This window comes from Rhodococcus yunnanensis NBRC 103083, assembly GCF_001895005.1.
GTDB lineage: Bacteria > Actinomycetota > Actinomycetes > Mycobacteriales > Mycobacteriaceae > Rhodococcoides > Rhodococcoides yunnanense.
The window spans coordinates 677,812-701,623 of sequence record NZ_BCXH01000001.1 but is presented as its reverse complement, the minus strand read 5'-3'; the positions used below and the strand labels follow the sequence as shown (position 1 = coordinate 701,623).

23 protein-coding genes are annotated in these 23,812 nt (G+C 64.5%); 12 read left to right on the top strand and 11 right to left on the bottom strand.

Annotation, left to right across the window (positions count from 1 at the left end):
• Positions 1 to 12 precede the first annotated feature (12 nt).
• The gene (locus RY1_RS03135; protein WP_072802292.1) at positions 13 to 681 is read left to right on the top strand and encodes a hypothetical protein; all 669 of its coding nucleotides are present in this window, start codon (positions 13 to 15) and stop codon (positions 679 to 681) included.
• Positions 682 to 902: 221 nt separating this feature from the next.
• The gene (locus tag RY1_RS03130; RefSeq protein WP_072802000.1) at positions 903 to 2,039 is read left to right on the top strand and encodes a DUF4192 domain-containing protein; all 1,137 of its coding nucleotides are present in this window, start codon (positions 903 to 905) and stop codon (positions 2,037 to 2,039) included.
• A 13-nt stretch (positions 2,040 to 2,052) separates the two neighbouring features.
• Here the strand turns inward: RY1_RS03130 and galE are convergent, their stop codons facing one another.
• Both galE and RY1_RS03120 read right to left on the bottom strand, forming a co-directional pair.
• Positions 2,053 to 3,042, bottom strand: a complete 990-nt coding sequence (galE, locus tag RY1_RS03125) for a UDP-glucose 4-epimerase GalE (RefSeq protein WP_072801999.1) — start codon at positions 3,040 to 3,042, stop codon at positions 2,053 to 2,055.
• A gap of 69 nt (positions 3,043 to 3,111) precedes the next feature.
• Entirely contained in the window at positions 3,112 to 3,798 is a 687-nt protein-coding gene (locus tag RY1_RS03120; protein ID WP_072801998.1) for an iron-dependent transcriptional repressor DtxR, read from the bottom strand.
• A 158-nt stretch (positions 3,799 to 3,956) separates the two neighbouring features.
• Between RY1_RS03120 and RY1_RS03115 the strand changes: the two genes are divergently transcribed.
• Complete coding sequence (locus RY1_RS03115) at positions 3,957 to 5,228, top strand: acetoin utilization protein AcuC (protein ID WP_072801997.1); 1,272 nt, start codon at positions 3,957 to 3,959, stop codon at positions 5,226 to 5,228.
• A complete protein-coding gene (locus RY1_RS03110) occupies positions 5,215 to 7,983 on the top strand; it encodes a bifunctional acetate--CoA ligase family protein/GNAT family N-acetyltransferase (protein ID WP_371829444.1) in 2,769 nt (922 codons plus the stop codon). Before RY1_RS03115 ends, RY1_RS03110 begins: the two co-directional genes overlap by 14 nt.
• Before the next feature lie 219 nt (positions 7,984 to 8,202).
• Here the strand turns inward: RY1_RS03110 and RY1_RS03105 are convergent, their stop codons facing one another.
• From RY1_RS03105 to RY1_RS03095, 3 genes are all read right to left on the bottom strand, one after another.
• Entirely contained in the window at positions 8,203 to 9,174 is a 972-nt protein-coding gene (locus RY1_RS03105) for a sigma-70 family RNA polymerase sigma factor (RefSeq protein ID WP_072801996.1), read from the bottom strand.
• A 150-nt stretch (positions 9,175 to 9,324) separates the two neighbouring features.
• Complete coding sequence (locus tag RY1_RS03100) at positions 9,325 to 10,818, bottom strand: DUF7782 domain-containing protein (RefSeq protein WP_072801995.1); 1,494 nt, start codon at positions 10,816 to 10,818, stop codon at positions 9,325 to 9,327.
• A gap of 43 nt (positions 10,819 to 10,861) precedes the next feature.
• A complete protein-coding gene (locus RY1_RS03095) occupies positions 10,862 to 11,230 on the bottom strand; it encodes a DUF3099 domain-containing protein (RefSeq protein ID WP_072801994.1) in 369 nt (122 codons plus the stop codon).
• A gap of 84 nt (positions 11,231 to 11,314) precedes the next feature.
• On the opposite strand from RY1_RS03095, the gene RY1_RS03090 reads away from it, so the two are divergent.
• Positions 11,315 to 11,551 carry a DUF3039 domain-containing protein gene (locus RY1_RS03090; protein WP_072801993.1) on the top strand — a complete coding sequence of 79 codons (237 nt, stop codon included), beginning with the start codon at positions 11,315 to 11,317 and terminating at the stop codon, positions 11,549 to 11,551.
• Here RY1_RS03090 and RY1_RS03085 read toward each other — a convergent pair.
• Positions 11,524 to 12,774 (bottom strand): YhjD/YihY/BrkB family envelope integrity protein, encoded by a 1,251-nt coding sequence (locus RY1_RS03085; RefSeq protein WP_084727145.1) that lies wholly within the window; start codon positions 12,772 to 12,774, stop codon positions 11,524 to 11,526. The two genes, RY1_RS03090 and RY1_RS03085, sit on opposite strands and share 28 nt — an antisense overlap.
• Positions 12,775 to 12,986: 212 nt before the next feature.
• On the opposite strand from RY1_RS03085, the gene RY1_RS03080 reads away from it, so the two are divergent.
• Entirely contained in the window at positions 12,987 to 14,723 is a 1,737-nt protein-coding gene (locus tag RY1_RS03080) for a DEAD/DEAH box helicase (RefSeq protein ID WP_072801992.1), read from the top strand.
• Positions 14,724 to 14,862: 139 nt separating this feature from the next.
• Here the strand turns inward: RY1_RS03080 and RY1_RS30440 are convergent, their stop codons facing one another.
• Entirely contained in the window at positions 14,863 to 15,057 is a 195-nt protein-coding gene (locus RY1_RS30440) for a DUF7455 domain-containing protein (protein WP_072801991.1), read from the bottom strand.
• A 243-nt stretch (positions 15,058 to 15,300) separates the two neighbouring features.
• Between RY1_RS30440 and RY1_RS03070 the strand changes: the two genes are divergently transcribed.
• Both RY1_RS03070 and RY1_RS03065 read left to right on the top strand, forming a co-directional pair.
• The gene (locus RY1_RS03070) at positions 15,301 to 16,221 is read left to right on the top strand and encodes an EamA family transporter (protein WP_245819467.1); all 921 of its coding nucleotides are present in this window, start codon (positions 15,301 to 15,303) and stop codon (positions 16,219 to 16,221) included.
• A gap of 78 nt (positions 16,222 to 16,299) precedes the next feature.
• Positions 16,300 to 16,629, top strand: coding sequence for a DUF952 domain-containing protein (locus RY1_RS03065; protein ID WP_072802289.1), 330 nt, complete (start codon positions 16,300 to 16,302; stop codon positions 16,627 to 16,629).
• Between the two features lie 132 nt (positions 16,630 to 16,761).
• Here the strand turns inward: RY1_RS03065 and RY1_RS03060 are convergent, their stop codons facing one another.
• Both RY1_RS03060 and ppgK read right to left on the bottom strand, forming a co-directional pair.
• Positions 16,762 to 18,141: an RNA polymerase sigma factor gene (locus tag RY1_RS03060; protein ID WP_072801990.1), complete on the bottom strand. Its 1,380-nt coding sequence runs from the start codon at positions 18,139 to 18,141 to the stop codon at positions 16,762 to 16,764.
• A gap of 123 nt (positions 18,142 to 18,264) precedes the next feature.
• Complete coding sequence (ppgK, locus tag RY1_RS03055; protein WP_072801989.1) at positions 18,265 to 19,068, bottom strand: polyphosphate--glucose phosphotransferase; 804 nt, start codon at positions 19,066 to 19,068, stop codon at positions 18,265 to 18,267.
• A gap of 202 nt (positions 19,069 to 19,270) precedes the next feature.
• Here ppgK and RY1_RS03050 point away from each other — a divergent pair, with 202 nt between their 5' ends.
• Positions 19,271 to 20,140, top strand: a complete 870-nt coding sequence (locus RY1_RS03050) for an inositol monophosphatase family protein (RefSeq protein WP_084727144.1) — start codon at positions 19,271 to 19,273, stop codon at positions 20,138 to 20,140.
• A 22-nt stretch (positions 20,141 to 20,162) separates the two neighbouring features.
• On the opposite strand, the gene cei is transcribed toward RY1_RS03050, so the two are convergent.
• Positions 20,163 to 20,843, bottom strand: coding sequence for an envelope integrity protein Cei (gene cei, locus RY1_RS03045; protein ID WP_072801987.1), 681 nt, complete (start codon positions 20,841 to 20,843; stop codon positions 20,163 to 20,165).
• A gap of 521 nt (positions 20,844 to 21,364) precedes the next feature.
• Between cei and RY1_RS03040 the strand changes: the two genes are divergently transcribed.
• The gene (locus tag RY1_RS03040; protein WP_072801986.1) at positions 21,365 to 21,667 is read left to right on the top strand and encodes a DUF4193 domain-containing protein; all 303 of its coding nucleotides are present in this window, start codon (positions 21,365 to 21,367) and stop codon (positions 21,665 to 21,667) included.
• A 71-nt stretch (positions 21,668 to 21,738) separates the two neighbouring features.
• On the opposite strand, the gene RY1_RS03035 is transcribed toward RY1_RS03040, so the two are convergent.
• Entirely contained in the window at positions 21,739 to 22,233 is a 495-nt protein-coding gene (locus tag RY1_RS03035) for a DUF3093 domain-containing protein (protein ID WP_072802288.1), read from the bottom strand.
• Between the two features lie 192 nt (positions 22,234 to 22,425).
• Between RY1_RS03035 and dut the strand changes: the two genes are divergently transcribed.
• Together dut and RY1_RS03025 are read left to right on the top strand one after the other, a co-directional pair.
• Positions 22,426 to 22,935 (top strand): dUTP diphosphatase, encoded by a 510-nt coding sequence (dut, locus tag RY1_RS03030; RefSeq protein ID WP_072802287.1) that lies wholly within the window; start codon positions 22,426 to 22,428, stop codon positions 22,933 to 22,935.
• 2 nt (positions 22,936 to 22,937) lie between these two features.
• The gene (locus RY1_RS03025; protein WP_072801985.1) at positions 22,938 to 23,795 is read left to right on the top strand and encodes a DUF3710 domain-containing protein; all 858 of its coding nucleotides are present in this window, start codon (positions 22,938 to 22,940) and stop codon (positions 23,793 to 23,795) included.
• Positions 23,796 to 23,812: the final 17 nt, after the last annotated feature.

Sequence of the window (23,812 nt, the reverse complement as noted above, 5' to 3'; positions counted from 1 at the left end):
GTTCGACCGATCCTGCTCGCTCTCGGTGCGGTGGCAGCTCTTGCTCTCGCCGGCTGCAGTTCCGACGTGTCGGGTACTCCGGCTCCCAGCGGACAGGGGGCGTCCCCGACGCCGGTTGCGGCCGGGGACGCCGATCTCGGTGCGCTGCTGCTCGACCCCTCGCAGTTCCCCGCGCCCTACGACGCGATCGTGCTGCCCCCGCAGGCAATAGCTCAAGCGTTGCCGGACCTCACCGGTATCCCCGCTGGTGCCGAGGTGTCGCCAGCGGGGTGCAAACCTGCCGATCCGGCGTCGGCTGCGCTCGTCGTCGGTACCGACAACGCGAACCGCGCGACGATCTCGATCGAACTGACCACAGTGGCCGATCCGCTGTCGACTCGCGAAGAGCAACTGAAGACGTGCACCGAAGTGCGAGCCACCAAGTCGGGCGCAACATCCACCATTCGATCGACGATCACCCCGGCACCGCCGATCGGCGCCGACGACACACTCGCGGTCAAGCAGACGGTCTCGTCGGGCTCGGGTGCCGATTCGGTGACTCAATCGATGCTCACTCTGATGGCCCAGGTCGAACAGACCCGCATTTCGGCGACGTACATGTCCTTCGACGATTCCGCTCCCGACGCCGCGACTCTGGACGAGTTGTTCACCGCGGCAGTGCAGAAGGTGAAAGCGGGCTGATTCGTCTCCGACGTGAGTGCCCTCGGCGCTGTTCGGACCCCCGTGCTGAACAGATCCCCAGGGCTGAATCAGGCGCGGTAGCACAGGCGACGGACACTCGGCGCCCGCCTACGACTCCTTTGTCGGTAGTTGTACACAGGGGAAGCCTCGATCCACAGGGCACTGCTCCGCCGCTGGTCGGGACATCGTTCGGCTCGGCCGACGGGTAGAGGGTTGTCCGCATGACGACACACCCCGACCACCGCCCGATATCCTCCGTCACCGTTCGCCTGGACGCGCTCGGCGAGACGATCGCTGCGGTGCCTGCCATGCTCGGATTCGTGCCGCACAGGTCACTGCTGGTGTTGTGCCTCGGGACCGGTGGCACGCAGAAGCTCACCGTCGGAACGATCATGCGGCACGATCTGGAGGTTCCCGAGCGCCACGAAGTGAGCTACGGCTCGTTGTTCGTGATCTCGGACGACATGCTGGAAGTGATCGACAGGTTCGCCCACCAATGCCAACGAGAGAACGTCCATACCGTGATAGCCGTTGTCGTCGACGACAGGGCGTCGGCGACAACGTCGTGGCCGACGTGTGATCCGAGGTATCGGGCCCTGGCGCAGTGCGTCACCGACGAACTCGGCGCTCACGGCGTAGAGGTGCTGAGGGTGCTGTCGATTGCGGAGATCGCAGCGGGACGCGAATGGGCATCACTGATCGGACCGGAGGAACGCGGACTCGTCGCCGATCCCAGCTTGTCGCCGGTGACATTTGCGCATGCATTGGAAGGCCGAGTGGTGCTCCCGTCGCGGGCAGCGCTGGAGGACGCGCTGCGCCCGGTCAACGATGATGTCAGTCGGGAACTCGCTCGTCTCGTGCCGCGTGCACGGGCGGACAGGTCCGGATCGGATGGATTTCATCTGGAACAGATTCTCCAGGTCATCCAGTGCGCGAGGGCTCCGTCTCCCGATCTACCTCCTGCTGTCGAACTGTCGGTCCAGAGCGCGGCCCGGATAGGGGTGGCGCTGAACCGGCTCATGGTTCGCGACAGCCTGCTTGCGCTCGTTCTCACCGATGTCGCACTGATCGCGGAAATGCTGTGGTCGGATCTGATGCGGGTCCTGCCTGCGCCCGATCGTGCTGTACCTGCATCCCTCGTCGCATTCAGCGCCTATGCCCGCGGGGACGGCGCGACCGCGGCGGTGGCGATCGGCGTCGCGTTGAAAGCGGACCCGGAGTACTCACTCGCCCGATTGCTCGACACATCGCTTGCTGCGGGTGCCGGACCGGAGATGATCCGAGAAGTGGCCTTCAGCGGGTATGCGGTTGCCGAGCTGTGTGGAGTTCGGCTACCGCTCCCACACCCTGCGTCATGAGGGACAGACGCATTCACGTCCGAGCGGTTGCCGCGTGCGCCGTGTCACCGAGACCGCGGAGGTAGGTCCAGGCATCGGAGACTATGACGTCGAGGTCGGTGAATTTCGGCTTCCACCCGAGCTCTGCGATTGCCTTGTCGCTCGATGCGATGAGCACCGCAGGATCGCCCGCCCTCCTCGGGGCCTGCTCGACCGCAATCGGCAGGCCGGTCACTCGGGTGCACGCATCGATCACTTGGTTCACCGAGAATCCGGTCCCGCTACCGAGGTTGTAGATGCGGTGATGGCCCGACTCGGACGACTCGAGGGCGAGGAGGTGAGCCTCTGCCAGATCGGCGACATGGATGTAGTCGCGAACGGCGGTGCCGTCGGGTGTCGGCCAGTCCGAGCCGAATACCGAGATCTTCTCGCGTTGACCGAGAGCGGTCTGTAGTACCAGCGGAATCAGATGTGTCTCGACGACGCGGTTCTCGCCGAAACCTCCGTATGCACCAGCCACGTTGAAATACCGAAGACTTGTCGCGGCAAGGCCGTACGCAGAGGCGTAGGAGGTGATCGCGTGATCGATGGCGAGCTTCGTCGCGCCGTAGGGATTTGTCGGTGCCGTCGGCATCTCCTCGGTGATGGGAGTGCGCTCGGGCTCACCGTATGTCGCTGCGGTGGACGAGAAGACGAGCCGCGGAGTGCCGCTCTCGCGCATCGCCTCCAGCAGCGACAGCGTCGTGACGACGTTTCCCGACCAGTATTTGTCCGGGGACACCACGGATTCTCCGACCAAGGACTGTGCTGCGAAGTGCATCACACCGTCGAATGACGATTCGGAAAGCACAGATCCGGCAACGTCTTTGATGTCCGCCTCGACGAAGGTGCACTGCGGAGGAACAGCGTCTCGATTGCCTGTCGACAGATTGTCCACGACAACGACATCGTGGCCTCGCTCCGCGAGAACTGCGGCACACACACTACCTACGTAGCCGGCGCCGCCGGTCACCAAAAGCTTCACTACTCGTCTCCTCCTCGGGCCGGGGTCTGCTCGGTGAAGCCAGGCCCCGGGTCCCGATGGGGAGTCGCCTCAGACCTGTTTCACCTGAACTGCGTGGGCCATTTCGTCCGAAATATCGATACCGTCGTGGCCGGGGACGGTGATGGTGACCGTTCCCGGCTTCACCTCGACTGTAACGCGTGCATCGGGAACAACACCCGCATCACGCAATTGTGAGATGACCTCAGGATCGGACTGCACGTGTTCGGCCAGTCTGCGCACGACCACCGCGGTCGACTGACCGTGGGGGAGGTCGGTCAAACGGACCAGATCTTCGTGAACCGCAGCCGGCTGACCGAGACCGAGCTCCTCCAGTCCGGGAATCGGATTCCCGTACGGCGACGTAGTCGGATTGTTGAGCACCGTCACGAGGCGGCGTTCGACCTCCTCGCTCATCACATGTTCCCAACGGCACGCCTCGGCATGCACGTCTTCCCAGCGAAGTCCGATGACGTCGACGAGCAGCCGCTCCGCGAGGCGATGCTTGCGCATCACCGACACGGCGAGACTGCGTCCTTTTTCGGTCAGCTCCAAGTGGCGATCACCCGCAACCGACAACAGCCCGTCACGTTCCATACGGGCGACTGTTTGGCTGACGGTGGGACCGCTCTGTTCGAGACGTTCGGCGATGCGCGCGCGCAGCGGCACGACGCCCTCTTCTTCCAAGTCGTAGATCGTCCGGAGGTACATCTCCGTGGTGTCGACCAGATCCTTCACACTCAACCCCTTCGTCGCATCCGATTCTACCGTTGATGTGGCCGAAGCGGCGGCGTAGGTCCGCGTGGCTGGCGCGCCGCACCCTGTACCGACCGGTAACCGAACACGGCGTCGGCGGCTGGTCGCACAGTCCGAGTGTGGCAAGTAGCGTTGCTCACATGGCAGACCAGGCGGGCCGACCGCCATCGCAGACCACAGCGGTCGCCGACGACATCGTCGTCTGGAGTGCCGACTACCTCTCGTATCGGTGGAGCGACGATCACCCGATGAACCCGACCAGGCTGGACCTGACGATGGCGTTGGCTCGGCAGATCGGAGTGCTCGACGGGGTCGAACTCGTCGAACCACGGGCCGCGACCGATGCCGAGTTGCTCAGGATCCACACGCCTGCGTACATCGATGCCGTGAAGCGAGCACCCGACAAGGGTCTGGCAATTCTGGATCCCGACGCCGTGGAGCACGGGCTGGGCTCGGACGACAATCCGGTGTTCCGTCACATGCACGAGGCGAGTGCCATGTTGACCGGCGGAACTCTGGCCGCTGCGCAGGAGATCGCCTCGGGTCGAGCGCGCCGAGCCGTCAGTATCGGCGGCGGCATGCACCACGCGATGCCCGATTGGGCATCGGGTTTCTGCGTGTACAACGACGCGGCCATCGCCATCTCCTGGCTACTGGACCACGGATTCGATCGGATCGCCTACATCGACGTCGACGCTCATCACGGTGACGGCGTTCAGCACGCCTTCGTCGACGACCCACGGGTACTGACGGTGTCGCTGCATCAACACCCGGCGACCCTGTGGCCGAACACCGGGTGGTCGAGCGAGGTCGGCTCAGGGGCCGCTGAAGGAACCGCGATCAACGTTCCGCTCCTGCCGGGCACCGGAGATCGGTTGTGGCTAAGAGCATTTCATGCTGTTGTTCCCGGGGCGATCTCGGCTTTCCGTCCCCAGATCATCGTGAGTCAATGCGGTGTGGACAGTCATCGAGAAGATCCGCTGGCCGATCTGGCGCTGACGGTGGACGGTCAGAACGCGGCGTTCCTCGCGATGCGCGAGCTTGCGGACAAGTACGCAGAGGGGCGCTGGATCGCGGTCGGCGGCGGCGGTTACGGGTTGGTGCGTGTGGTGCCCCGCGCATGGACGTATCTGATCGCCGCTGCCCTCGGCCGCCCGGTCGACCCGCAACTTCGACTACCTGACGCGTGGCGCGACCGCGTCAGACAGATGGCGCCGAGTATCGACCTACCCCAGGTGATGGGCGATGGAGGTGACGTCGACTATCCGGCGTGGGACGGTCCGGGTGGGTCGGTCGATGGTTCCAACGACGCTGCCGATCGCGCACTGGAGCGCGTCGACTCGGCCATTCTTGCAACCCGACGAGCAAGCTTCCCGCTGCTCGGCCTCGATCCGGAAGATCCTCGTGACTGAATCCACCGCACACGACCCCACTGCCAAGGATTCCACTGCCGGTGAACCCACTGCCGGCGAACCCACTGCCGGCGAACCCGCTGCCAGCGAACTTACTGCCAAGGACAAAGAGCGGCTGAAGGCCGAGACGTCCTTCCCGAAGCACTGGGTCGCCGATGTACTGGCATCGGACGGGGGCGTCGTGCACCTGCGTCCGATCGTCCCGTCGGATGCGGATGCACTCGTCGCATTTCACGGCCGACTGTCCGAACGCACGCGGTACCTGCGGTATTTCGGGCCGTATCCAACGATGCCGCAACGCGACGTACTCAACTTCACCACGGTCGACCATCGGTCGAGGGTGGCGTTCGTGGCCATTCTGGGCGACGACATCGTCGCGGTCGGCCGCTACGAACGGCTCCCCGAGGGCGACGGCAATTCAGCGGAGGTCGCATTCGTCGTCGCCGATGCGCATCAAGGCCGAGGTCTCGGTCCGATTCTGCTCGAGCATCTCGCCGGAGCGGCCGCGGAGAACGGCGTCGACATGTTCGTGGCCGAGGTGCTCGCCGAGAACCGCAACATGGTCACGGTCTTCCGTGAGGCCGGATACCAGGTGAGTCGTAGTTTCGAAGGCGGTGTTCTGCGACTGGAGTTCGCGATCGATCCGAGTGAAGCGCTTCTGTCGGTTCGTAATTCGCGTGAACGGGCTGCTGAGGCGCGCAGCGTCCGAAATGTGTTGAGTCCCAACTCGGTCGCCGTGATCGGCGCGTCCACCGACAGCTCCAAGGTGGGCAATGCTGTGTTGGCGAATCTGCTTGCCGCGGGGTTCACCGGGCCGGTGTATCCGGTCAACGCAGATCATCGCTCGGTGCGTGGCGTTCGGGCGTACAGGACGGTGCACGACATTCCGGACTCGGTCGATCTGGCCATTGCCGCCGTCCCCGCGGAATCGATCGACGAAGTTCTGGACGACTGTCTGGACAAAGGCGTCAAGGCGCTCGTCGTGGTGTCGGGCGGATTCGGCGAGACAGGCGCGGCCGGTCAGGAGAAAGAGCGTCGTCTTGTGCACGCCGCCCGAGCTCACGGCATGAGACTGGTCGGTCCCAACGCGCTCGGTGTGGCCAACACGGACTCTGCTTTCGCGCTCAATGCCACTCTTGCTCCGCATCTTCCGATGCCGGGGAGGGTCGGATTCTTCTGTCAGTCCGGCGCTCTCGGTATCGCGATCCTCGATCAAGCCGCCAAGCGCAGGCTCGGGCTGTCCACGTTCGTATCGGCGGGCAACCGCGCGGATGTCTCGGGAAACGACTTGCTGCAGTACTGGGATTCCGATCCCGCCACCGAGGTGGTGCTGCTCTACCTCGAAAGCTTCGGCAATCCACGCAAATTCACCCGAATCGCGCGACGTGTGGCTCGTACCAAACCTATCGTCGCGGTCAAGAGCGGTCGCGGGGCCGTACCGCCTGCCCTTGCCACCGGCCCTGACATCGACGACAGCATAGTCAAAGCATTGTTCGAGCAGGCAGGGGTGATTCAGGTCGACACCATCGCGCAATTGTTCGACTGCGCAATCCTGTTCGGGTATCAGCCGTTGCCCACCGGCCCCCGTGTTGCGGTCGTCGGTAACTCCACGGCCCTCGGTGTCCTGGCTGTCGACGCGGCTCGCGCCGAGGGTCTGCACGCGGGCGCAGCAATCGATGTCGGACCACAGGCCGGGCCGGAAGAATTCGCCGCGGCCGTCTCGGGTGCACTTGCCGCCTCCGACGTCGACTCGGTGATCGTCGTCTTCGTGCCTCCGGTGGCGGTGACGGTCGAGCCGTTCGCCGAGGCGCTCGGCGCCGCGGTGCGGGGGGCGGACAAGCCAGTCCTCACCACGTTCCTTGCTACCGAGGGCATTCCGGATGTGCTGGCGGTCCGTGGCGAGGAAGGACACCCGATTCGTGGGTCCGTGCCGTCGTACTCCAGTCCCGAGCGTGCCGTCGCTGCCCTCGGCAAAGCGTGGCGGTATGCGGCGTGGCGCAGCCGACCCGTATCGACGCCGCTGCGGCCGAACGGGATAGATTCCGAACGAGCGGCGGCGCTCGTGCGTGGGTGGTCTGGCCGCGACCGCTGGCTCTCGGACTTCGAGACCGCCGAGCTGCTGTCGTGTTACGGAATCGAGGTCGTCGAATTCAGATCTGTCACCGACGAGGACGAGGCGGCTGCTGCCGCGTCGGAGTTGGGATACCCGGTGGCGGTGAAGGCGACCGGTGAGCAGTGGCGACACCGGCCGGACCTCGGGGGAGTGCGCCTGGATCTGGGAAGCGACGACGCCGTGCGCGACGCCTACCGAACGCTCGCGGCGGATTCGGGGGAGCCGCTTCTGCATGTGCAGAAGATGGCAACAAAGGGAATCGGATGCGTTGTGCGCGTACAGGACGACCCGTCGTTCGGATCGCTGATCTCGTTCGGTCTGGCCGGTGTGATCTCGGATCTACTGGGCGACCGCGCGTACCGCGTTCTACCCCTGACCGAGGACGAGGCCGTGCAATTGATCGATGCACCCAAGGCGGCACCCCTGCTGTCGGGGTATCGAAATGCGGTGCCGGTCAACAAGAGTGCGCTCGTCGATCTGGTTCAACGTGTCTCGGTGATGGCCGACGACATCCCCGAGATCCGGGCGTTGGCCTGCGAGCCGATTCTCGCATCGGCGCACGGCGCGCAAGTCACCGATGCTCGCCTCCGGCTCGGACCAGAACCTACCCGAAACGATCTCGGGCCCAGGCGACTGCGGTAGCGGACAGTTCGGTAGCGGACAGTTCGGTATCGGACAGTTCGGCACCGGGGCAGTTCGGCACCGGCGCGGGGGCCGAAGACCATTCGTGACGTTTCAAGCGGAGACCGAATCGACTTTCCCAGAGGGGGGGAGGAAAAATCGACTCGGCCACCGCTGTGCGGTGGTGCGCGCGGGGATTGTCACCGCTGCCCCACCTGACTGGGTGATCCCGAACGAGGATCAGCTGGCGTAGGAGCGCAACTTCTCGGCGCGGTCGCCCTGGCGCAACTTCACCATGACCTCACGCTCGATCTGCCGCACACGCTCGCGAGAGAGCCCGAACAGCTTGCCGATCTGGTCAAGAGTGCGCGGCTGGCCGTCGTCGAGGCCGTAGCGGAGTCGGATGACCTGCTGCTCACGCTCGTCGAGCGTGGCGAGCACGGTACGGACGTCACTGTGAAGAAGGCCGGCGATGACGGCGTTCTCGGCGGAAGTGGCCTCCGAGTCTTCGATGAAGTCTCCGAGGGGAGCTTCTTCGTCGCTACCGACAGGCATGTCGAGACTGACCGGGTCGCGGCTGTGGTCGAGCAGATCGGCGATCTTCTCGACGGCGATACCGGATTCGCTCGACAGCTCGTCATCGGTCGCCTCGCGGCCGAGCTGCTGATGGAGTTCCCTCTTGATGCGCGCAAGCTTGTTGACCTGCTCCACCAGGTGGACTGGCAGACGGATGGTGCGGCTCTGGTCCGCCATGCCGCGTGTGATGGCCTGTCGAATCCACCAGGTCGCATACGTGGAGAACTTGAAGCCCTTGGCGTAGTCGAATTTTTCCATGGCTCGGATCAGCCCGAGGTTTCCCTCCTGGATGAGGTCCAGAAGAGGCATACCGCGACCTGTGTATCGCTTCGCGAGCGAGACGACGAGCCTGAGGTTGGCTTCCAAGAGGTGACTGCGGGCGGCGCTTCCGTCGCGCACGATGATGGCCAGGTTTCGCTTCTTCGCCGCGGTGAGCCGCTTGGTGTTCTCCAGGACGTTCTTGGCATACAACCCAGCTTCGATGCGCTTGGCCAGATCCACTTCCTCGTCGGCGGTCAGAAGCGCGGTCCGGCCGATCCCGTTGAGGTAGACACGAACGAGATCTGCTGCCGGGCTCTGAGCGTCGAGGTCCGCGTCGGTGGGACGTGGGCGGGTCGTGGTGCTGGGGCTTGTCATGACTTGCCTCCTGATCGGTGGTGTCTCATAGGGCTCAACGTCCGGGCGAGATCGAAAAGTTCCCACCGCTCCACCGTGTGATACCCGCTTGACCAGGGTCTATCCCTTCTCCGTCCTGAGAAGTTGCTGAGAAGCGTTCCCCGAGGAAACTCAGCTGCCAGCGCCGGACGAGGGCACGATCACACCGTGCCGCAGCAGGCCGACCGTCAATTCGATCGCAGCATCGAGCAACTGATTCTCGTCGAGACCCTGCGCGGATGCCAACAACCCCACGAGGTCGCGGAGAGGTAGGCCGTCCTCGCGCATCCCGGCGAGAAGCATCGCGCCCAGCTCGTCGATCTCGTGCTGCCAGTTCGGACCGTTTCCGCGGTGGACGCGGACGACTTCGGTTTCCCACCCCTCGGTCCCGGGAAGCGACACGTGCTCCAGAGCGGTACTGGGATCGAGACGGAAGACGGCGTCGGCCGGATCGTTCTCGCGAAGCCACGTCACCCGGTCGAAATAGGCGATCGCCTCATTACCCAGCGGGTCGTCGAAAGCATGTCGCAGGTCCTCGGCGAGCACATCGGTGGGCAGATCGGTTGCGCGCAGGTAGACGAACCCGAACCCGATGCCGTCGACGTGCGCATCGTCGAAGTGTTGCAGCCAGGCCTGCGCGACGGCCGCACTGGTCTGATCGCGAGGGTCGAGACCACCGTCGCGCATCCAGGTGCCCACGTACAGCGCGGGATCGGCGACATCCCGTTGCAAAATCCATGCATCGATGCCGTGATCGGGTAGCCATGACGCCACCCTCGTGCGCCAGTCCTCGCCCTCGACGTGCACCCACGATGCGAGGATCGCTGCGGTGCCGCCCGGCTTCAGATGGTTCGGCGCTTGCTCGATCATCAGGCGCGACGCTCCGTCGAGATCGAGACCGGAATCGCGGTAACTGTGTTCGATCGTCCCCAGCCCGACGACGAACGGGGGATTGGCGACGATTCGGTCGAACCTTCGACCTGCGACCGGTTCGAACCACGATCCCTCCAGCAGCTCGATCGTCAGACCGTTGAGGGCTGCAGTGGCCGCTGCCAGGACCATGGAACGCTCGCTGATGTCGGTACCGGTGACAGTGTCTGCGACGGCAGCAGCATGTACGGCCTGAACCCCGCAGCCGGTGCCGACGTCCAGAATTTCCGAGGCATAGGTGGTCGGTGTTCCGCGAAGCAGAGAAAGCGACGCCTGACCCACGCCCAGAACGTGATCGTGTGCAGTCGGCGCAGGCCGCATGCTGCCATCGAGATCGGAAAATATCCATCGCGTTCCATTGCCCGCGTCGAGGGGCCTGATGTCCAGCAGCGCGCGAACGCTCGTGGGCGACACTCGCCCCAGTATCCCGGCCTCGACAGCGGCGACGAGAGTGAGTGGGGCGAGGGCACGTGCGGCATCCTCGTCCGGGATGTCGTCGACGAGCAGAAAAAGTCGAATCAAGACACCGAGATCACCGCAACCCAGGCTGGCCCGGCGGACGGGAACGGGCTCGCTGCGGCCCAGCGCCGCATGTGCGGCCTCGCCCAGCGCCTCGAGTAGCGAATCGGCGTCGTATCGGGTCCGCTCGAACGCAGTACGCAGGTCTTGGCACGTCGAAAGCAATGTCGCAGTCACCGCGCCAGTCTTTCAGCCGTGGGACGGTCCGATCGACAGGCGGTCAGTCCTCGTTCTGATCGATGACGTGATGATTGCGCGCCTCGAGCCGATTTCGCTCGGCCCGGCGACCGTCGTACCTGCTGATTTCGTCCTTGGATCGCGGTGGGCGATCGTTCGCGATGAGCACTGCCATCCACGGGAGAGGTATGGACGCACCGACGATCGCCATCGCGATCCACGGGTTGGCCCAGACGCCGTACGAGATGGCGGCGAGGACCAACGCTGGAATTCGAAACGACATGATGAACATGTACTTACGCACCCGGGCCCGATGCTGCTCCTCGATCGAGTTCTGTGCCTCGGTGATCAATGCGGGGTTACGGGCCGAGCCGCTCTCGGCCGAGCCGGAAAACCCCGGTGTTCTCGTCATACCTCCACTGTGGCACTACCGGCGCAGGAATGCACTTGCCGGCACCATTCGTCTCTGCGGACGCAGTACGGAATAATCGGATTCATGAGCACCCAGACCAAGGAACGTCCTGATATCGCACCGGACGAGACCACCGAGGACGACAGGCCGAAGTTCTTCCACTACGTGAAGAAGAACAAGATCGCGGAGAGCGCAGTGATGGGCACTCACGTCGTCGCACTGTGCGGCGAAGTGTTTCCGGTCACCAAGTCGGCGAAGCCGGGTTCACCCGTGTGCCCGGACTGCAAAAAGGTCTACGAAGGATTGAAGAAGGGCGACTGACGCGGTCGATCGGACGTCGGAGGTTTCGGCGTACGCACCCCTGAATCGGGACCCTCGGCCTGCCCGGGTTCCATCGACGGCGTCGGCGCCGCCGTCGTCTCGGGTGCCGGTTTCGTCTGTGGGGCCGGTGTCTGTGGTGCCGTCGTCTGTGGAGCCATCGTCTGTGGCTTCTGGGTTTCGGCTGTGTTCGATCGGTCGCGGTCTCCGACTATGCGAATCGGGCCGGTGGCCAGTCGCCACGCGACGGCAGTGACGGGTCCTGCTTCCTCGAATGCGGCCTGCGCGGCGAGCCATTCCCTCACCTGATCGATGCGGGTCGCTCGTGCAGGCCAGAACTCTTGGATCGTCGCGTTGAACTCGGCCCCCAGTACGACCGCGAAGCCCAGGAAGAACGTGAACAGCAGGAACGCGATGGGAGTCGCGAGTGCGCCGTAGGTGTAGCCGGTTCCGGTGATCCACGTGAGGTAGACCCGCAGAACCGCACTGGCGACCATGAAGAAGACTCCGGCGAGCAACGCCCCTGCGAGCAAGCGATGCCACGGTAGCGACTTGTGCAGCGCGACCTTGTACAGCGTCGTCAGGCCGACGATGAGCAACAGACCGACCGCGGGGTAGTACAGGAAGTCGATGAGCTCGCTGCCGATCTCGACCCATGAATCGGGAAGGATCGTCTGCACGAAGGTCGGTCCGAGCGCCACGAGCGGCAGCACGAAGACAGCGACGATCAGAAAGCCGACGTAGAGCAGCAGAGCGAAGATGCGTTGCCAGACGGGGTGCCGAGCGTCCTGCTGGCCGTGCGCCTCGACGATCGAGTCGACGAAGGTCGAGATCGCCGACGAGCCTGCCCACAGGGAGAGTACGAACCCGCCGGAGACGATCTCGCCTCGACCTTGTTGCAGGATGTCCTGGACGGTCGGTTGTATTATGCCGTCGACTACGGAGTCGCTGAAAACACTGTTGCTGAAGGTGATGATCTTCGATTCGATGATCTCGATCGTGTTCGGTCCGAACCATCCGGCGACGAAGCCGAGGCTTCCCAGAACACCGAGCAGCAACGGCGGAAGCGACAGCGTCTGCCAGAACGCGGCTGTCGCGGACTTGCTGAAAATGGAGTCCGCCCACGACTTGCTCAATGTGCGCAGCGTCACAGCCCAGACGAGGTGAAACGGTCGTCGCGTGGACAGACCGCCGTCACGGCGTCTTTCGCCTGCAGTTTCAGTCATGGTCCCTCCAGCATTCCTGACAAACGCCACGAACGCCCGTCCGGACCGTGCCGTGTCGTCCGGCGAGTCGCATTCGACGCGACCGAAACGCCGAGTCGGCGATTCGGGTTCGGTCGGTGATGAGCGATAGGCTCCACGGCGGACACTGCAGGGCTACCGAGAGCGCGAGGACTTCGATCGATGCCAGGAACCGGCGGCCAGTGAGCGCTGATATGACCGATGCCGACACAACCGATCCCACGACCACCGCGCCGGGAAGTTCCGCAGGTGGCACGCCCTTGCGTGCGTGGCAGAGGCGTGCGCTCACCAAGTATCTGGTGGCGGCGCCCAAGGACTTTCTCGCGGTGGCGACGCCGGGCGCAGGTAAGACGACGTTCGCGCTACGCGTGGCGTCCGAGCTGTTGGCCCACCGCACGGTCGATCAGATCACCGTCGTCGCCCCGACCGAACATCTGAAGCACCAGTGGGCAGAGTCCGCGGCGCGGGTCGGACTCGCGCTGGACTCGCGGTTCTCCAACTCCACAGGTCAGACGTCGAGCGACTACCACGGGGTGGTCGTGACGTATGCGCAGATCGCGTCCCACCCGTTCCGGCATCGAGTGCGTACCGAGGCGAGGAAGACACTCGTCATCCTCGACGAGATCCACCACGGTGGCGACGCCAAGAGCTGGGGTGAGGGGATCCGAGAGGCATTCTCCGACGCGACCCGCCGACTCGCGCTGACGGGAACGCCGTTCCGTAGCGACGACAGCCCGATCCCGTTCGTCAACTACGAGCCGGACAGCGATGGCCTGATGCGGTCGAAGGCGGACCACTCCTACGGTTACTCGGATGCGTTGTCCGACGGCGTGGTTCGACCGGTCGTGTTCCTTGCGTACTCCGGTGAGGCGCGGTGGCGGGACAACGCGGGGGAGGAGTTCACCGCGCGGCTGGGCGAGCCACTCAGCGCAGAGCAGACGGCGCGGGCGTGGCGTACCGCCCTCGACCCGCAGGGCGACTGGATGCCGGCGGTGCTGTTGGCCGCCAATACGCGTCTCGGCCAGCTTCGCAGCGGCGGAATGCCCGACGCAGGTGGTCTGGTGATCGCTACGGATCAGACCGTTGCCCGCGCCTACGCGAAGCTGATCGAGGTCATCACCGGAGAGGCGCCGTCCATCGTGCTCTCCGACGATCCGACGTCGTCCGCGCGAATCGCGGAGTTCGGTAAGAGCACCCAGAGGTGGATGGTCGCGGTGCGGATGGTGTCCGAGGGCGTCGACGTTCCTCGGTTGGCCGTCGGCGTGTACGCGACGAGCGCGTCCACCCCACTGTATTTCGCACAGGCCATCGGTCGATTCGTTCGATCGCGGCGCCCCGGCGAGACCGCAAGCGTGTTTCTGCCGTCCGTGCCGGTCTTGCTCGATCTCGCCAGCCAGCTCGAGGCTCAACGCGACCACATTCTGGGCAAGCCGCATCGCGAGAAGGACGGTCTCGACGACGAACTGCTCGCGGACGCGAACAAACAGAAGGACGAACTGGGCGAGGAGGAGAAGGCCTACACGTCGCTGGGGGCGGACGCCGAGCTGGACCAGGTCATCTACGACGGATCCTCGTTCGGAACGGCCACGTTCTCCGGCAGCGACGAGGAAGCGGACTACCTCGGTCTGCCGGGGTTGCTCGACGCGAAGCAGATGCGCGACCTGCTCAGACAACGCCAGCAAGAGCAGATGGACAAACCTGCCGTGGTGGTGCCTGCACCCGCTGCTGTCACCGAACGTGTGTCGACCGCAGGCCAGTTGGCCGGGCTGAGACGCGAACTCAACAGTTTGGTCGCGGTGTACCACCACCGAACCGGCAAGCCGCACGGAGTCATTCACGGCGACCTACGGCGCATCTGTGGCGGACCGCCGACGGCAATGGCCACAGCCGAGCAGTTGGGCGAGCGCATCATCCAGCTTCGAAAGATGTGACGCGGTCGTAGGTGACACGGCCGGTATGGGGAACAGAACAGACGAAGAACGGGTGGCCACCGAGGTGGCCACCCGTTCTTCGTGTTGGTTGCTGACTGTTGTTTCGGGTCGCGCACGCGTCCCGATGCAAGCGAGCCGGTTACACCGCAGAGTCCGATTCGGTCATCACCGTTGCGTTCACTTCACGCAGGCGGTCTTCGTGCTCCTTCGCGTGGTGGTTGCAGAACAGGAGTTCTCCACCGGTCGAGAGCACAACACGTGCACGAGCCCCTGCACCGCACCGGTCGCACCGGTCGGATGCTGTCAACTGTGGGCTGGTCAATGTTCCGGGCATGACTCCTCCGTACTGGCGTTCGGTGTGATCCGATTGCCTGGGGCCGGTCCGCCGCGTCGGTATGGCGCGGTCCGTACACTCTTTCAGACGTTCGGCGGTCATGTGTTGTTCCCGAGTGTGTTTCTTTGTGTTGTCACTAACACGAAACATGCTCGAAAGCAGCTGGCAGGCGGTTCGAAGCCGAAATCGTGTTCGCTGACAGCTGATTCGATTCGCGGGCGCGGCGGGCACTAGGGTCGAGCCGTGGCGCGGAACGAAACCGAGGACGCACGCGGGGTCGGTTACGAGATTCCCGCGCTGTTCGTGGTCGGAGGGCTCTGCCAGTACCTCGGGGCCGCTGTCGGAGTCTTCCTGTTCGACACTGTCGATCCCACGTCGGTGGCATGGTTGCGGGCGCTGGGCGCCGCTGTCGTCCTCGTGCTCTGGAGGCGTCCGTGGTCGAGAACCGCACCGCTGGGTCGTTGGAACCGACGAAAAGTGATGTTCGCCACTCTGTTCGGTGTGGTGACCGTCGGCATGAACGTGATGTTCTACGAAGCGATCGATCGGATACCGATGGGCGCGGCGGTCGCAATCGAGTTCCTCGGTCCCGTGGCAGTCGCAGCTGTGGGATCGCGGCGCCCGCGGGATGTGGCTGCCTTGGTGCTCGTCGTGTTCGGCGTGCTGTCCATCGCGAGTACCCAGCAGGGCGGCGGTTCGGTCGGAGTGCCCGGGGTCGGCTTCGCCCTGGCGTCGGCGGCGTTGTGGGCAGGGTACATCCTGATCGGCAAACGAGTCGCGGACGCAGGAGACGGTCTGGACGACCTGGCTGTCGGTATGGCGGGCGCGTCGATCATCCTCGGCCCAGTTCTGCTCGGACCCCTCCTGGTGTCCGATCCTGGTGTGCTGGCGGAGTCGCGGACCTGGCTGCTCGGGCTCGGCGTCGGAGTTCTGTCGAGCGTCGTTCCGTACGTTCTCGATCAGGTCGTCCTGACCCGAATCGGTCGCGCTCGTTTCGCTCTGCTGCTGGCCTTGCTCCCGGCCACCGCGACCGTGGTCGGTGCAGTCGTGCTTGCTCAGTGGCCGAGTCCCGCCGAGGCTCTCGGGATCGTCGCTGTCGTCGTTGCCGTCGCCGTGGGAGGCACGGGCGGTCGGCACACCGGCGTCGACGGGATCCCGCCGTAGGATCGATGACGTAGCCACTCGTCGGATCTACGTGAGGATGCGAAAACTGTGACGGAACCAGCGGGAGTGCTGCTGCACATGTGCACCATCGAAGAATGGCTGTCGGTGCGGGAGTCCGGGTTTCTCCGACCCGAAGGCTTCGACTCGACAGGTTTTGTCCACCTGTCGACGCCGGACCAGATCCATCTGCCCGCCAATCGTCTGTTCGCGGGACGCCAGGACATCGTGCTGCTCGTACTCGACCCCCAGCGACTCGAATCTCCGGTGCGATGGGAGCCAGGGGTCCCGGGCGATCCGCAGTCGATGCTCTTTCCTCACCTGTACGGCCCGCTTCCCACGACGTCCGTCACCGCTGTCCTCGAGTACGCGCCGGGAGAAGACGGCTCGTTCGCACCGCCGACTCTGTGATCGATGCGAAACCGAGTGTGACGCACTCGATTCGCAGGCCGAACGACGCGAAGCCGTCGCTCCCGGTTTGACGGGGGCGACGGCTTCGCGTCGAAGGGTCCAGATGAACGCTGTCAGTCCAGATGAACGCTGTCAGTCCAGGTAGTCGCGCAGTACCTGCGAGCGCGACGGGTGCCGAAGCTTGGACATGGTCTTCGACTCGATCTGGCGGATACGCTCGCGAGTGACGCCGTAGACCTGACCGATTTCGTCGAGCGTGCGAGGCTGACCGTCGGTCAGGCCGAAGCGAAGCCGCACGACGCCTGCCTCGCGTTCGGACAGAGTCTCGAGAACCGACTGCAACTGATCCTGTAGCAATGTGAACGACACTGCGTCCACCGCGACAACGGCTTCCGAGTCCTCGATGAAGTCGCCGAGCTGGCTGTCGCCCTCGTCGCCGATGGTCTGGTCGAGGGAAATGGGCTCGCGGGCGTACTGCTGGATCTCCAGCACCTTCTCCGGCGTGATATCCATTTCCTTCGCGAGTTCCTCCGGGGTGGGCTCGCGGCCCAGATCCTGAAGAAGTTCGCGCTGAATCCGACCGAGTTTGTTGATGACCTCGACCATGTGCACCGGAATGCGGATGGTGCGAGCCTGGTCGGCCATTGCGCGAGTGATGGCCTGGCGAATCCACCACGTGGCGTACGTCGAGAACTTGTATCCCTTGGTGTAGTCGAACTTCTCGACGGCACGGATCAGACCCAGGTTGCCTTCCTGGATCAGGTCGAGAAAGGCCATTCCGCGTCCGGTGTAGCGCTTGGCCAGCGATACCACGAGGCGCAGGTTGGCTTCGAGGAGGTGGTTCTTCGCGCGGTTGCCGTCGCGGCAGATCCACGTGTAGTCGCGCCGCGCGGCGACGGGCAGCTTGTCGCCCTTCTCGGCGAACTCCCGCATCTTCTCGGTGGCGAACAGGCCTGCCTCGATACGCTTTGCGAGTTCGACTTCTTCCTCGGCGTTGAGGAGGGCAACCTTGCCGATCTGCTTGAGATACGCGCGAACGGAGTCCGCGGAAGCAGTGAGCTCGGCGTCCTTGCGTGCTTGGCGAAGAGCTTCGGACTCTTCCTCGTCCCAGACGAAGTCGCCGGAGGCCTTGTCCTCCGCGGTGGGCTCGGTGGTGGCGTCTTCCTCGGTGTCTTCACCCCCGGTGACCACCTCGACGACATCGTTCGCAGCGGCAGCGATGTCGCCGTCGGAGATGTCGATGTCATCGATACCGGGAGCGTCCTCGTCGCCGTCGGCGCCTGAGGCGGCATCACCGGCCTTCTTGGTGGTGGCCTTCTTCGCCGGAGCCTTCTTGGCTGCGGCACGCTTGACCGGAGCCTTCTTCGCGGCGGCCTTCTTCGCCGGTGCGGTCTTTGCCGCCGGAGCGGCAGCGACCTCTCGGATCGTGCCGTTCGGTGCCTCCGCAGCAGGTGCAGGGGACGCAGACTCTGTAGCTGAATCTACGGTCTGACGGATATCGGTGGCTGCCACGTACGCCCTTTCGTGACGGTGTCGTGCGGCGTCACGCCAGAGTTGTTTCCGGCGGAGAGGTCTTGTCGATTGTGCCGGCGTGCAGACCGGCAACAACCATTGTAACGACCCGTGGAAACTTTGTTACCGAGCGCGGCCGCTATCGGCAGCTGTGTCGGCCGCGAGAGCGGCTCCCACGATGCCCGCCGTGTTCAACAAAGTGGCCGCCACCACGGGTGTTCTGTTCGTCAGGTGAGGAATCCACTTCTCGCTCTTTCGGCTGATTCCTCCTCCGGCAATGAACAGATCGGGCCACAGAAGCGCCTCGAACGTCTCCAGAACCTTCGAGACCTCCTTCGCCCACTCCTTGTACGACAGGTCCTTGTTCTCCTTCACCGACGACGCGGCACGATGTTCTGCTTCTTTGCCGTCGACCTGAAGATGACCGAACTCGGTGTTCGGAAGCAGTACCCCGTTGTGCAGAACAGCGGACCCGATACCGGTGCCGAACGTCAACAGAACGACGACGCCACTCTTGTCCTTGCCGCCGCCGTAGCGATCCTCCGCTACCCCGGCCGCGTCGGCGTCGTTGAGGACCGTGATGTCGGCATGTCCGATCGTCTTGGCGAACAGCGCCTTGGCGTCGGTGTCTATCCATGCCTTGTCGATGTTGGCTGCCGAACGCGCGACACCGTTGGTCACCACCGCGGGAAGGGTTACCCCGACCGGCCCGGTCCATTCGAAGTGCGCGACTATCTGCGCGACCACGTCCGACACTGCCTCCGGTGTCGACGGTTGTGGTGTCTCGATCTTGAAGCGGTCTCCGACCAACTCACCGGTGACGAGATCGACGATGCCGCCCTTGATGCCGCTGCCTCCGACATCGACGCCGAACCCGTGGCGCTCCACGTGGTCGGTAGTGATTGCTGGTGACCCTGCCTGTGTCATCTGCCGCATGCTCCTGGTGTCGTGGAATCGAGCGAGCCGAACACCTCCAGACAATAGTGTGCCGACCGTGGATTCGGCGCTCGGTGGAGCGTCGATCCTGCGTCGGAGTGAGTTCGGGTGGTGCCACCGGTGTCTTGTGTGATGCGATGGGTGTGTGTCGAATCCAGGTTGTGCGTCCGAGTTGCCGTTGTCGAAAACGGGAGTGGACGTATCGTCTTCGCTCCTGGAAGTGGCGTTGGAGGTAGCGCGTGCGGCCGCCGAACACGTCCGCACGAGACGCCCGGAGGTATTCGGCCCAGACGCGATCGGTGTCGAGGACGGTGCGGCGGACGAGTCGGTTCGGACGAAGAGCACACCGACCGATCCGGTGACGGTCGTCGACACCGAGACCGAGCACGTGCTGCGTGAACTGTTGGCCGTCCGTCGCCCCGGCGACGCGATTCTCGGCGAGGAGGGTGGCGGAGAGGACGAGTCGATCGAGGGTGTGCGATGGGTTCTGGACCCGATCGACGGCACCGTCAATTTTCTCTACGGCATTCCGGCGTACGCCATTTCGGTGGCGGCACAGATCGATGGAGTGAGTGTCGTCGGGGTGGTCGTCGACGTTGCACGCGACATCGTCTACAGCGCATCGCGGGGCGGTGGCGCGTCCGCGACGGGTCCCGATGGGTCCGTCACCGAACTGAAGTGCAACCCCGTCACCGACGTCTCACTTGCTTTGGTGGCCACGGGATTCGGCTATTCGGCGGTCCGGCGGACGGTTCAGGGTCGGCTCATCGCGGAATTGCTGCCCCTGGTCCGCGACATCAGGCGCGTCGGTTCGGCGGCGCTCGATCTGTGCATGGTGGCATCGGGTGCGGTGGACGCGCATTTCGAACACGGACTCAGCCCGTGGGACTGGGCGGCCGGATCGTTGATAGCCGAAGAAGCAGGGGCAGTGCTCCGAGTTCCGTCGCCGACCTCGTCGAGCGCCGCGGGGGCGGTCACGGTAGCCGTAGCGCCCGGGATCGACTCCGAGTTCACCGCTGTGCTCGAGCGATTGGGAGCGCTCGATCCGATTCCGGCGGACTGAAGCCGAGCCGGGGGGCGTGCCTTCAGCAGCGTGCTTGGCGGGCAGCTGCCAGCAGATCGATGTCCAGCGGTGCAGCCGGGGTGCCCGGTGTGACCCCAGCCAACGACTGCAGGACCGATTCGGCGTCGGAGTTGGGCTGGAGATCCTTGAAATACGTGCCGAGTGCGAGGTCGACGGTGTCGTCGCCGCGGCCGTCCTGCACCAGTTCGGCGCAGGGCGCGACGAGCCAGACGGCGCTGGCTGCGGCTGCCCCGCCGCCGCCGAAGCGGATCTGACCCTGGCACTGCATGTTCTGGTCGAGGTAGACGGGGTCGTTTCCGACCTGCACGTCAGGCGCGCTCGCGAAGCCGTAGTCACTGAGTTCTGCCGCCACCGTCGCGGCTTGGCCGCTCTCGCCATTGGCGTTGTACACCCGTACGCGGGTGGCCGACAATGCTGCCGGTTCCACATCGAGGAGTGAGGACCGGTCGAGTCGCTCACCGAGTGCAGCGGGCACGGTGCCGTCCGCAGCGGGCGCCTCCGAGGGTGCGTTGCATTCGACCGCCGCCGTCACCTTCTCACCCGCGGTGAACACGCGTATCCAAGTGAAGACGCCGAGTAGCGCGAGCACGAGAAACACGATCAGGATGGGCAGCGCACGCCTGCGACGGAACGGACGACCGCGATCGTCGACCGGACTTCCTTCGGTGATCAGAGAAACCACGGTGTGGGGACGCCTTTCCGTCGGCTGGTTCGAATCATGCGCCGACGAACCCGTGTCCGCGACGCCCGCTCACTGTAGTTCCCCGCGTGCCGGTCGGCTGCGTCTGCCGGTGTGTCCGTCTGTGTCGAGCCCTCCAGGACGGGCCGGGACGCGGCCAGGAATGACCGGCGCGTCGGCGTTGTTCATGCCGATTGTCGGATTGAAAAACGTCCGTCCGGCGGTTCGGTTTCGCCAATCGGCCGAGGTTCGGCTATTGTCTGGCGGCCCCGGTGGTTTCAGATCAGAGACGAATCGGTGGAAAGCGGGATCGTCTGGAGAGGTGTCTATAGGGTTTCGAGCCGAGATCAATCGGGCATTACCCGGACCGGATTTCGGGCACCTTACGAGGTTCTCGTGCGTTCAACACGAACAAAGGACGGTGGGAGCAATGCAAGCGCCCTCCTCACAGCCGGCGATCGAGCTAGGACGAACGCCAGCAGCGACCACCGGAAACACGCAAGAAGATGAGGGGTTAGAGGAAAATGGCAACCGACTACGACGCACCGAGAAGAACAGAATCCGACGAGGTCTCCGAGGACTCACTCGAGGAACTGAAGGCCCGTCGCAACGAGGCGCAGTCCGCGGTCGTCGACGTGGACGAGTCCGACACGGCCGAGTCGTTCGAACTTCCGGGTGCAGACCTGTCCGGAGAAGAACTGTCCGTACGAGTCGTACCCAAGCAGGCCGACGAGTTCACCTGCTCGAGTTGCTTCCTGGTACACCACCGGAGCCGGCTCGCAAGCGATGCGAACGGTGTTCTCGTCTGCCGTGACTGCGCGGCATAGGTAGATGCCGGCGAGGAAACTCGCCGGACGTGGGTAGGTGTCGATACCTGCCGTGGTGAAGCCGAGATCGCCTACGGGCGATCTCCGGGGGTGGGCTTGGCCAGGGCAGCGACCAGTTCTTCGGGTCGTTTGGAACTGACCAACCAGTAGGGGGTGGGGTCGTCGGGATCATCGAGAACAATCAAAACCATCTGTTTGACCCAGGTGCGGTGCTGAACGAAGGCCATAGGATCCAACTGCCTTCCCAGCGCCGCACTTTTTGCTGTTCCTGGGACCGTGGCCACCGCCTTGACCACATCGAGCGGAAGGTGCGCCCGTCCCACACGAAGCTCCCCGGTTGCGTCCGAATCTCGGACGACGTGAACTCTCATCCGGCTCAACCAGTACAACGCCCACAACGGAAACGGCAGAAGCAGCACGTAGGGGAGCCATGCTCTGAGGCCGGGTGCCCCCATGTGTACTTCCGCAGCCAGCAGCGTCGCGACCGCGAGGCCTGCGGGCCACCACCACAGCGGAACCCACAGCTTCTCGGAGTACACGAGTGTGCGCTCGTCGTCGGCGTTCATCGATTTCGTGGCGTCCAGATCTGGGCGTGAGTCCTGTGGCACACGATCCAGAGTACGTGCCACGCTGGTCGGCAGTGGCAGCACGTGTGCTCGACGAGGTCTCAGGAGCGCGAGTGCAACAGCGTAGTCTCGGTGCACGTGAGCGACGATGCAAGCCGACAGTACGGCAATGTGAACGGGGCAGGCCTTCGTATCGAGGGCGCCTCGGAGATACCTCTGAAGCGTCTCGACGACGGTTTGCCCGTTCCGACGCGCGCGCACGAAGGAGATGCAGGAGTCGACCTGCACATCACTGCCGATGCAAGCATTGCTCCCGGCGAGCGTCTGCTCGTGGGAACCGGCGTCGCCGTGGCACTCCCACTGGGCACCGTCGGACTCGTGCATCCACGCTCGGGCCTCGCTGCCAGGTCAGGGCTGTCGATCGTCAACACGCCGGGCACCATCGATGCCGGCTATCGAGGCGAGATCAAGGTCTGTCTCGTCAACCACGACCCGCGCGAGACGATCCACCTCGTCCGCGGTGACCGGATAGCCCAGTTGCTCGTACAGAAAGTGGAACTGGTGACGTTCGTGGAGGTGGAGTCCCTCGACGACACCACGCGCGGCACAGGCGGCTACGGATCCAGTGGTGGCCATGCCAGCCTGTCCGGCTCGGCCACTACCGATGGATCAGGCACCGCGACCCGAGAGGAAGGGAACTGATCATGTTCGGACGGCGGAAGAAGACCGCAGACCACGATGAAGCGCCGACGGGCGACTTCTTCGGTGACGAGGCGGGTAGTGCCCCTGCCCTGGATTCTGCGGACGAGGACGTGCAGACAGACCCGGATATGGGGCCGTTCGATCTGACCGAGGTGGAGGACGAGCGCGATGGACTGGCCGAGACGCGCCTGGATCTGGGCTCGGTTCTGATCCCACTGCCGGACGGCGGTCAATTGCAGGTAGAGATGAATCGGGCAGGCGCGCCGCAGGCGGTGCATGTCGTCACACAGCACGGAAGAATCACCATCGCCGCGTACGCGGCACCGAAGTCTCCTGGTCAGTGGCGCGAAGTCGCTGCCGAACTGGCGACCTCTCTTCGGTCGGATCAGTCCGAGGTCGCCGTCGAGACCGGCCCGTGGGGTCGTGAACTGCACGCGGTCACTGCCAATGCCGATCTGCGATTCATCGGCGTCGACGGGTATCGCTGGATGGTGCGCTGTGTGCTGGCGGGACCCGCAGGTGCAGTCGCTGCCGACGCGCCGCTGGTGCTTCTCGCTCGCACTGTTCTCGCACAGACGATCGTCGATCGTGGAACCGAGCCGCACCCGGTTCGGACACCCCTGCCGGTGGTCCTGCCTGCGACGCTGACGGCCCAACTCGCAGCTGCGCAGCAACAGCAGGCGGAGCAAGCAGGCCAGCAGCAGGCGGAAGCTCAGGCTGCGGCGCAGCAACCTGCAGGCTCCCAACCCCCAGCAACCCAGCCCACAGCAACCCAGCCCACAGCAACCCAGCCTGCAGGCCCGACGGAGGGTCCTCGCCGAGGAACGTCGGGTTCGGCGATGCAGCAGCTGGGCGGCTGACTCGTCGGCCCAGCTTC